The organism is Photorhabdus sp. CRCIA-P01, assembly GCF_003545805.1.
GTDB classification, from domain to species: Bacteria; Pseudomonadota; Gammaproteobacteria; order Enterobacterales; family Enterobacteriaceae; genus Photorhabdus; species Photorhabdus antumapuensis.
Window position 1 is genome coordinate 130,314 of sequence record NZ_NMQR01000007.1, and the last position, 11,773, is coordinate 142,086.

Genomic DNA, 11,773 nt, shown 5'->3' on the forward strand with positions numbered 1-11,773 from the left:
ACATGAACTCATACGTGAAAGGCTCATACGTGAAAGAAATGTCTGATGTATTACAAAGCCAATGTGGTATTCATTGTCTAACCGATATTTGCCACTATTCTTTTAATGAATTCCGCCAGGAAATCGGTGATAACCTTTCTTGGTCAGAGGCTAACCGCTTATATCATGATGCACAGCAGGAACAAAAAGAGAATCAATTATATGAAGCGCGTATTCTTAAACGTGCTAATCCGCAGTTACAAAATGCAGTGCACCTCGGTATTACCCTCCCTCATGCTGAATTACGAGGCTATAATAATGAATTCAGTGGCCGAGCCAGCCAATATGTGACGCCGGGTTCGGTTTCCTCTATGTTCTCCCCTGCGGCTTATTTGACTGAACTCTATCGTGAAGCACGTAATTTACACGCCAGCGACTCCGTTTATCATCTGGATAATCGCCGCCCAGATCTTAAATCAATGGATCTTAATCAGCAAAATATGGATACCGAACTTTCCACTCTTTCTCTGTCCAATGAAATCTTGTTGAAAGCAATTAAAGCTAATAAGTCTAATCTGGACAACGATACTAAGGTAATGGAAATGTTATCCACTTTCCGTCCTTCCGGCACAATACCTTATCACGATGCTTATGAAAATGTGCGTAAAGCTATCCAATTACAAGATCCTAAATTTGAGCAATTTCAGAAAGCACCTTCTATTGCTGGATTAATGCATCAAGCTTCACTGTTAGGAATTGACAACTCTATCTCGCCTGAGTTGTTTAATATCCTGACGGAAGAGATTACCGAGGCTAATGCAAAAGACATTTATAAAAAGAATTTTGGCGATATCGACCCTACTTGGCTGGCAAGACCAGAATATCTAAAAAGTTATTATCATTTTAGTGATGAAGAGCTCAGCCAATTTATTCGTAAATATCCAGATAATGAAAAAAATACTCAGAAAATACATTTACTAAAAATCAATAAAGTTATTTTATTATCACGAGCCGTAAACCTGCCATTTTTAAAACTAGATGAGATTATTCCAGAACAGAATATTAACCCAACAATATTAAGCAAAATATTTTTAGTTAAATACTATATGCAGAAATACAACATTGATACTGAGACGGCCTTAATACTATGTAATAATTCCATTTCACAATATTGCTATAGTAATCAGCCCAGCCAATTTGATCGCCTATTTAATACCCCGCCACTCAACGGACAATATTTTACTACCGAAAACACCAATATTGACTTAAGTCTAAACAGTACCGATAACTGGCACAAAACAGTACTTAAACGTGCATTTAATGTCGATGATATTTCTCTTTATCGTTTGCTCCATATTGCTAACCATAATAATACGGATGGAAAAATTGCTAATAATATAAAAAATCTTTCCAACCTTTATATGACTAAACTATTGGCAGATATTCATCAATTAACGATTGATGAACTGTATTTACTACTGATTACTATCGGTGAAGATAAGATAAATTTATATGCCATTGATGATAAAGCGCTGGAGAAACTCATAAACAAACTCGATACCCTAAGCAATTGGCTGCATACACAAAAGTGGAGTGTCTATCAGTTATTTTTGATGACCACCACCAACTATGACAAAACGCTAACGCCTGAAATTCAAAACTTACTAGATACGGTCTACAATGGTTTGCAGAACTTCGATAAAAATAAAACCAAACTTCTGGCTGCCATAGCGCCTTATATTGCCGCAACGCTACAATTACCGTCTGAAAATGTCGCACATTCTATTCTGCTCTGGGCTGATAAGATAAAACCAAGCGAAAATGAAATAACGGCAGAAAAATTCTGGGCCTGGTTACAAAATAAAGGCACTTCAGAATTATCGAAACCGCCAGAAATGCAGGAACAAATTATTCAGTACTGCCACTGTCTGGCACAATTAACAATGATTTACCGTTCTTCCGGCATTAATGAAAACGCTTTCCGCCTGTTTATCGAAAAGCCAACCATTTTTGGCATCCCTAATGAACCTAATCCTGATAAACCGAATAAAGTCACACCAGCCCATAATGCACCAACATTAATCATCCTAACCCGCTTCGCCAATTGGGTTAACACACTGGGTGAAAAAGCCTCCCCTATTCTAACGGCTTTTGAAAATAAAACTTTAACCGCGGAACAACTCGCTAACGCCATGAACCTTGATGCTAATTTACTGGAGCAAGCCAGTATTCAGGCACAAAATTATAAACAGGTTACTAAAGAAAATACATTTTCCAATTGGCAATCCATCGATATTATTCTGCAATGGGCCAATGTAGCAAGTCATTTAAATATCTCCCCACAAGGTATTTCATCCCTGATAGCATTGGATTATATACAACTCGCTCAAAAAACTCCGACCTATTCCCAATGGGAAAACGCAGCTATGGTATTAACTGCCGGGTTAGACACCAAACAAACTAATACTCTACACGCATTCCTGGACGAATCTCGCAGTACTGCATTAAGCAACTATTATATTGGTAAGATTGCTAACCGGGCAGCAGCAATTAAAAGCCGTGACGATTTGTACCAACATTTACTGATTGATAACCAAGTTTCCGCTGCAATAAAAACCACACGCATTGCCGAAGCCATTGCCAGTATTCAATTGTATGTCAACCGGGCGCTGGAAAATATAGAAAACCATGCTGCTTCTAATGTTATTACCCGTCAATTTTTTATCGATTGGGATAAATATAATAAGCGTTACAGCACCTGGGCTGGTGTTTCACAATTAGCTTACTATCCCGAAAATTACATCGATCCGACAATGCGTATCGGACAAACGAAAATGATGGATACGCTATTGCAATCCGTCAGCCAGAGCCAATTAAATGTCGATACGGTAGAAGATGCCTTTAAATCTTACCTGACCTCGTTTGAACAAGTCGCTAATTTGGAAGTTATTAGTGCTTATCATGACAATATTAATAATGACCAAGGGCTGACCTATTTTATCGGACACAGTAAAACAGAAGCTAACCAATATTACTGGCGTAGCGTCGATCACAGTAAATTCAACGATGGTAAATTTTCTGCTAACGCCTGGAGTGAATGGAATAAAATTGACTGTGCAATTAATCCCTACCAAAGCACCATCCGCCCAGTTATCTATAAATCCCGCTTATATCTGATTTGGCTGGAACAAAAGGAAATAGCTAAACAAGATAAGGATAATAAAGTCATTACTGGCTATTGCTATGAATTAAAACTGGCGCATATTCGTTATGATGGCACCTGGAATGTGCCAATCACCTTTGATGTAAATGAAAAAATATTAGCTTTAGAACTGACAAAATCTCAAGCTCCCGGACTCTATTGCGCAGGTTATCAAGGGGAAGATACACTACTGGTAATGCTTTATAGAAAAAAAGATAAATTGGATGATTATAAAACCACGCCAATGCAAGGATTATATATTTTCTCCGATATGTTCTCCAAAGATATGACCAATGAACAACGCAACTCTTATCGAGATAACAGTTATACACATTTCGATACTAATAATATTATAAGAATAAATAACCGATATGCAGAGGATTATGAAATTCCTTCATTGATGAATCATAGCAACAGCCATGATTGGGGAGAATATAATCTCAGCCAAGTATATGGCGGAAATATAGTTATCAATTACGAAGTTGCATCAAGCGATTTAAAAATCTATATCTCACCAAAATTAAGAATTACTCATAATGGATATGAAGGACAGAGACGCAATCAATGCAATTTAATCAATAAATATGGCAAACTAGGTGATAAATTTATTGTTTATACTAGCTTGGGAGTCAATCCAAATAACTCGTCAAATAAACTGATGTTTTACCCCGTCTATCAATATAAAGGAAATGCCAGTGGCCTCGATCAAGGGAGATTACTATTCCACCGTGACACTATTTATCCATCTAAAGTAGAAGCTTGGATTCCTGGAGCACATCGTTCTCTAACCAAGGAGAATGCTGCCATTGGTGATGATTGTGCTGAAGACTCTCTGAACAAACCGGATGATCTTAAGAAATACATCTTTATGACCGATCATAAAGGGACTGCTACTGACGTTTCAGGGCCAGTAGATATCAACACAGCAATCTCTTCTGAAAAGGTTAAAGTCACAATCAAAGCTGGCAAAGAAAAATACTCTCTTACGGCAAATAAAGATGTCTCCGCTCAACCATCACCTAGCTTTGAAGAAATGTGTTACCAATTTAATACTCTCGAAATAGATGGCTCTAGTCTGAATTTTACTAACAATTCAACCAGTATTGATATCACCTTTACCGCATTGGCAGATGATGAGCGCAAACTGGGTTATGAAAGTTTCAATATCCCTGTTACCAAAAAGGTCAAAACCGATAAAGCTCTAACTCTTTTTCATAACGAAAATGGCGCTCAATATATGCAATCTGGAGCCTATCGCATTCGTCTTAATACCCTATTTGCCCGCCAATTAGTTGAACGCGCCACTACGGGTATTGATACGATTCTAAGTATGGAAACCCAGAATATTCAGGAACCGATGATGGGAATAGGGGCTTATGTAGAACTCGTTATGGATAAATATAATCCTGATATCCACGGTACTAATAAATCCTTTACCATTATGTTTTCTCATGTTTTTGAATCAAACGATCATTTTCCAATTTATCAAGGAACATTAAGCGGTATTAAACAAACGACAATAAGATTATTTTTACCTCGACTTGATGATGCTTTTGGAAACAAAGATAATCTTTATGTCTATGCGATTTATCAAAAAGAAGAAACAAATTCTATCCGCTTTGTTAAAAAGGATAATAATGAACCTGCTATATTCGATACAACTCATAACAAAGGTACTTTCCCAGGGCTTGCATCAGCCAGAGTAATACCAACTTTCACAGAACCGATGGATTTCAGCGGCGCTAACAGTCTCTATTTCTGGGAACTGTTCTACTATACCCCGATGCTGGTTGCTCAACGTTTGCTACATGAACAAAACTTCGATGAAGCCAACCGTTGGCTGAAATATGTCTGGAGCCCATCTGGCTATATTATTCGTGGTCAAATTAAGAACTATCGCTGGAATGTCCGCCCGTTACTGGAAAACACCAGTTGGAACAGTGATCCCCTGGATTCCGTTGATCCTGACGCAGTGGCGCAGCACGATCCAATGCACTACAAAGTAGCCACCTTTATGCGTACTCTCGATCTGCTGATGGCACGTGGCGATCACGCCTATCGCCAGCTAGAGCGGGATACGCTGAACGAGGCCAAAATGTGGTATATGCAGGCACTACACCTGTTGGGCGATAAACCCTATCTGCCGCTCAGTTCCGCATGGAATGATCCACGTCTGGACAATGCTGCGGACACAACCACACAAAAAGCCTATTCCTACGCAATAACCACCCTACGACAAGGTACACAAACACCATCATTATCATTGCGCTCCGCGAATACCCTGACTGATCTTTTCCTGCCACAAATCAACGACGTCATGTTGAGCTACTGGAACAAACTGGAACTGCGCCTGTATAACTTGCGTCATAATCTCTCTATTGATGGTCAACCGCTCTATCTGCCGATGTATGCCACACCGGCCGATCCGAAAGCATTACTCAGCGCCGCCGTTGCCACTTCTCAAGGTGGAGGCAAACTACCAGAGTCATTTATGTCACTGTGGCACTTCCCGCATATGCTGGAAAATGCCCGTAGCATGGTCACTCAACTCACGCAGTTCGGTTCCACGTTGCAAAATATTATTGAACGACAAGATGCCGAGGCCCTAAACGCTCTGTTGCAAAATCAAGCCAAGGAGCTGATATTAACGACGCTAAGCATTCAGGACAAAACCATCGAAGAAATAGATACTGAAAAAACCGTGCTGGAAAAATCCAAAGCCGGAGCACAATCGCGCTTTAACAACTACAACAAGTTATACGATGAAGATGTTAACGCCGGTGAACGCCAAGCGCTGGATATGCGAATCGCTTCCCAAAGTATTACCGCCGGATTGAAAGGCTTGCATATGGCTGCCGCAGCACTGGAGATGGTGCCCAATATCTACGGCTTTGCGGTCGGGGGTACGCGCTATGGGGCGATTGCCAATGCCATTGCCATTGGAGGTGGTATCGCCGCGGACGGCCTATTAATTGAAGCGGAGAAAGTATCGCAATCTGAAATATGGCGCCGTCGTCGCCAAGAGTGGGAAATACAGCGTAATAATGCCGAAGCAGAGATAAAGCAAATCGATGCTCAACTCAAATCATTATCGGTACGCCGTGAAGCGGCGGTATTACAAAAAACCAGCCTAAAAACTCAGCAGGAACAAACCCAAGCGCAATTGGCTTTCCTGCAACGAAAATTCAGCAATCAAGCGCTGTACAACTGGTTACGTGGTCGGTTAGCCGCCATTTATTTCCAATTCTACGATTTAGTCGTCGCCCGTTGTCTGATGGCAGAACAAGCTTACCGTTGGGAAACCAATGATACTTCTGCACGCTTTATTAAACCGGGAGCCTGGCAAGGAACCTACGCTGGCCTGCTCGCCGGAGAAACCCTAATGTTGAATCTGGCACAAATGGAAGATGCCCACCTGAAACAAGAGCAGCGTGCGCTGGAAGTGGAACGGACAGTTTCTCTGGCGCGGGTGTACCAATCCTTAGGGGAGAAAAGCTTTGCATTGAAAGATAAGATCGAAACGTTGCTACAAGGAAGTGAAGGCACTTCCGCCGGTAACGACGGCAATCAATTGAAATTAACCACTAACAATACGCTGTCCGCGACGCTAACCCTGAACGACCTGAAAATCAAAGATGATTACCCGGATCACATGCAATTAGGCAAAACACGGCGCATTAAACAAATCAGTGTCTCCTTACCGGCACTGTTAGGGCCATATCAAGATGTTCAGGCTGTCCTGTCTTATGGTGGCGAGGCCACCGGATTAGCTAAGGGCTGCAAAGCCTTAGCCGTCTCTCACGGCCTGAATGACAACGGTCAGTTCCAACTCGATTTCAACGATGGCAAATTCCTGCCATTTGAAGGGATCGATATTAATGATAAGGGTACATTAACGCTAAGTTTTCCCAATGCTACCAGTCAACAAAAAACCATATTACAGATGTTGACCGATATTATTCTGCATATTCGTTACACTATTCTCGAATAACCAGCCCCAATATCACCTGCAACAGGCCCTAATCAGGGCCTGTCATTAGAAATCATCTTACAGGCCACTGTTATTTCAAGTATCTGAATAGAAAAATTATCCCTATTATGTAAAAGGACTGAATTCAATCAACATAACAAAGGAAGTCACATGATGAAAAATATTGACCCAAAACTTTATCACCATACGCCTACCGTCAGTGTTCACGATAACCGAGGATTAGCTATCCGTAATATTAGTTTTCACCGTGCTACCGCAGACGCAAATATCGATACCCGTATTACCCGCCATCAATATAATGCCGGTGGATATTTGAACCAAAGCATTGATCCTCGCTTGTATGACATCAGGCAGACTAATAACACAGTACAGCCGAATTTTATCTGGCAGCATAATTTGACCAGCGATATCTTGCGAACAGAGAGCATCGACGCTGGCCGAACAATTACCCTCAACGATATTGAAGGTCGCCCAATATTGATCGTCAATGCAACTGGTGTCCGCCAAAATCATCGTTATGAAGATAACACCCTACCCGGTCGGCTGCTCGCTATCACTGAACAAGTACAGGCCGAAGAGAAAACCATCGAGCGTCTTATCTGGGCTGGCAACACACCGCAAGAAAAAGACCACAATCTTGCCGGTCAGTGTGTCCGCCATTACGATACCGCAGGGCTCACCCAACTCAACAGCCTTTCTCTAACCGGCGCTGTGCTATCACAATCGAAACAATTACTTGTCGATGATCAGAATGCGGATTGGTCAGGCGATGATCAGAGCCTCTGGCAGCAAAAACTGAGCAGTGATGTCTATACTACCCAAAATAAAACCGATGCCACCGGGGCTTTACTTATCCAGACCGATGCCAAAGGCAACATCCAGCGGCTGGCCTATGATGTGGCTGGGCAGCTAAAAGGCTGTTGGTTAACACTCAAGGGTCAGGCCGAACAAGTGATTATCAAATCGCTGACCTACTCCGCCGCCGGGCAAAAATTACGCGAAGAACATGGCAACGGGGTTATCACCGAATACAATTATGAACCGGAAACCCAGCGGCTTATTGGTATCACTACCCGCCGTCCATCAGACGCCAAAGTGTTGCAAGATTTACGCTATCAATATGACCCGGTAGGCAATGTCATCAGTATCCATAACGATGCGGAAGCCACCCGCTTTTGGCGCAATCAGAAAATAGTGCCGGAAAACACTTATACCTACGATTCCCTGTATCAGCTTATCAGTGCCACCGGGCGCGAGATGGCGAATATAGGTCAGCAAAGCCAATCATTTCCTTCCCCGGCTCTATCTACTGATAACAACACCTACACTAACTATACCCGTAGCTACAGTTATGACCGTGGCGGCAATCTGATGAAAATTCAGCACAGCTCACCGGCCACACAAAATAACCACACAACGGAGATAACGGTTTCAAATCGCAGCAACCGCGCGGTGCTAAGCACACTGAGCGAAGATCCAACCCAAGTCGATGCCTTATTTGATGCGGGAGGCCATCAAACCAGTTTGTTATCCGGTCAAGCCCTAATATGGACCCCGCGAGGTGAATTGAAACAAGTCAACAGTGCCGCAGGAAATGAATGGTACCGCTACGATAGCAACGGCATACGACAGCTAAAAGTGAATGAACAACAAACTCAGAATATCGAGCCGCAACAAAGAGTAATTTATCTGCCGGGGCTGGAATTACGCACAACACAACGTGACACCACCACTACGGAATATTTGCAAGTTATTACGCTAGGTAAAGCCGGTCGTGCGCAAGTCCGAGTGTTACATTGGGAGAACGGTAAGCCAGAAGATATCAACAATAATCAGCTTCGTTACAGCTACGATAATCTTATCGGTTCCAGCCAACTTGAATTAGATAGCGAAGGACAAATTATCAGTGAAGAAGAGTATTATCCATTTGGCGGGACAGCGCTGTGGGCAGCAAGAAATCAAACCGAAGCCAGCTATAAAACCATTCGCTATTCAGGTAAAGAACGGGATGCTACCGGGTTGTATTATTACGGCTACCGCTATTACCAACCGTGGGCCGGCAGATGGTTAAGTGCCGACCCGGCAGGAACAATTGATGGTCTAAATTTATATCGCATGGTGAGAAATAATCCGGTGACACAGTTTGATGTTCAGGGATTATCACCGGCCAACAGAACAGAAGAAGCGATAATAAAACAGGGTTCCTTTACCGGAATGGAAGAAGCCGTTTATAAAAAAATGGCAAAATCTCAAACTTTCAAACGACAAAGGGCTATCGCAACACAAACAGAGCAAGAATCCCATGAATTATTGACCAACAACCCCGGTGTAGATATTAGCCCAATTAAAAACTACACCACAGATAGCTCACAAATTAATGCCGCGATAAGGGAAAACCGTATTACGCCGGCAGTGCAAAATTTAGACTCCACATTATCTGCCCTGCAAGAGAAACAAATGCGGGTAACTTATCGGGTGATGACCTATATCGATAATTCCACCCCCTCACCCTGGCATTCTCCACAGAAAGGAAATAGCATTAACGTTGGTGATATCGTTTCAGATAATGCTTATTTATCAACATCGGCCCATCGTGGTTTTCTGAATTTTACTCACAAAAAGGAAACCAGTGAAACACGATATGTCAAAATGGCATTTTTAACAAATGCCGGCACCAATGTCGCAGCAGCATCTATATATAATAACGCTGGCGAGGAGCAAGTATTTAAGATGGATTTAAACGATTCGAGAAAAAGCCTTACTGAAAAATTGAAACTAAGAGTCAGTGGGCCACAAGCTGGACAAGCGGAAATACTACTCCCCAGAGAAACACCATTCGAGGTTGTTTCAATGAGCCATCAAGGTAGAGATACGTATGTATTATTACAAGATATTAACCCCTCCGCGGCCACTCATAGGAATGTACGTAATACTTATACAGGCAACTTCACCTCATCCAGAACCAATTAAGTTGCGCGGAATAGCTTCTTTCATTTAGCCATAAAAGATCCCCTGAACTTTGATTCAGGGGATTTAACAACCAACCATCATTAAAAGCTCAAGAAAGTTTCATTCAATCACGATAATATTGCATTAATCCAGACCCGTGGTTTAATTAATTCAATGATAAACAACCCTAAAGAATTAAATCGGAAATTAATAAATTCAACGGCTCGTTATACTTACTTCTAAGAGTATAAGCACAATATTTCACTGATGGTGTTGGATACGATTTAAAATTCAAAAAGGTGATTCCTTTATGAAGGTCAGCAGAACAGAGCACTTCATTCGGTGTCATTAAACTTATCGCGACACCTGATCTCACTAAGTCCAACCGATTAGTAAAATCAGGAACAGTTAGCAAAGTTAAATTGTGATATTCGGGCAGACAATTCAGTGGAATAAAACCGTCACACTGTTTCAAGAAAGCGCTATTATGTTGAGCCAAAGGCAGTGTGGATATAATATCATCAGCATGACTTTCCGATCCTAAAATATCATTAGCGATAGCAAGACGCAGCACCTGATAAGTTCCATCTATTCTTATAATATTATCGTTGTCAGGATAATGTTCAGTCGTCACATGGACCGTTATCTCTCCTTTCATTAAAGAAGAAAATATTGCCTCTTTTCTTGCCGAATCATCAATAAGAAAATTATTTCTTATGTAAATATCACGATAATGATAACGTTGAACGGCTCTTTTTATCACTGCCGGGATATTATTAATATATTCTCCACTTGTCCCGATAACCAGTTTGCCCGCGTTTGTTAATTTCCTACTTCCACGATAATGCCAATTATCCTCAACTCGCTGAATTCTCTCATAATACGGCAATAACTCCTGATATAATGCCCTCCCCTCCTCAGTGAGTTTGGTCCTGCCCGGTAATCTTTCAAATAATTGACAACCCACACGTTGTTCCAATTGGTATATGATCCTACTTAAAGGAGAGGGAGTAATACAAAGCGTATCCGCGGCTAAAGTGAATGACTCTTTTTTCGCTGATTCCATAAAATACTTCAAGTGCTTTGAACAAAATAGCATCATATATCCTTCTTATTTTAATTCATCGTTCCATCCGCAATAGAATGGAATGTTAACAACAAAACATGACAACAACTTTTCTGTCTTGCATTATTTAACATTGAGGTATGCATTAACTGAGCTTGAGTTTTATCATCTTTATTCTTAGCGCTTATCAAACAATTTTCATTATTATTGCAAAATAAATATACCCCCTCTTTATGTTACAATAATGATCATAAAGAAATTTGACATATTGTCATTAAGTAAAAATAGGCACGATTGACCATTTAATTAAACATTTCAATTGGTTGACAAAACACTATCATGCTCAATATGTAATGAGTGCAATTTTAATGTTAGATAAATTGCACAATTTATATTCGTTATCACTAAACTTCGCTTTCCTCGTACCGTTCATCAGGTAAACAACAGAGCACTATTTCCAGCCAACCCTGACTAGAAAATCAGTTGCAAATTTTGCATCTGCCTTTTTTGCAACAGCTATTTAAAGAAAACAGTGAGATAGTGATTTTCTGAGAGATAAAGGTATGTCTGTTTTTCACTCGCAAGT

Annotated in this window: 3 protein-coding genes; 2 read left to right on the top strand and 1 reads right to left on the bottom strand. The window is 41.1% G+C overall.

The window, feature by feature from the left end; genetic code table 11:
* The first annotated feature begins 2 nt into the window (after positions 1-2).
* Both D3222_RS07025 and D3222_RS07030 read left to right on the top strand, forming a co-directional pair.
* A complete protein-coding gene (locus D3222_RS07025; protein ID WP_118985522.1) occupies positions 3-7,172 on the top strand; it encodes a neuraminidase-like domain-containing protein in 7,170 nt (2,389 codons plus the stop codon).
* 153 nt (positions 7,173-7,325) lie between these two features.
* The gene (locus D3222_RS07030; RefSeq protein ID WP_118985531.1) at positions 7,326-10,142 is read left to right on the top strand and encodes an RHS repeat protein; all 2,817 of its coding nucleotides are present in this window, start codon (positions 7,326-7,328) and stop codon (positions 10,140-10,142) included.
* A gap of 166 nt (positions 10,143-10,308) precedes the next feature.
* Here D3222_RS07030 and D3222_RS07035 read toward each other — a convergent pair whose 3' ends face one another.
* Positions 10,309-11,223 (bottom strand): LysR family transcriptional regulator, encoded by a 915-nt coding sequence (locus D3222_RS07035; RefSeq protein WP_118985523.1) that lies wholly within the window; start codon positions 11,221-11,223, stop codon positions 10,309-10,311.
* Between the last annotated feature and the right edge of the window lie 550 nt (positions 11,224-11,773).

Coding starts and splice junctions, on each gene's coding strand:
- D3222_RS07025 (WP_118985522.1), top strand. CDS start 3: ATGAACTCATACGTGAAAGGCTCATACGTGAAAGAAATGTCTGATGTA.
- D3222_RS07030 (WP_118985531.1), top strand. CDS start 7,326: ATGAAAAATATTGACCCAAAACTTTATCACCATACGCCTACCGTCAGT.
- D3222_RS07035 (WP_118985523.1), bottom strand. CDS start 11,223: ATGATGCTATTTTGTTCAAAGCACTTGAAGTATTTTATGGAATCAGCG.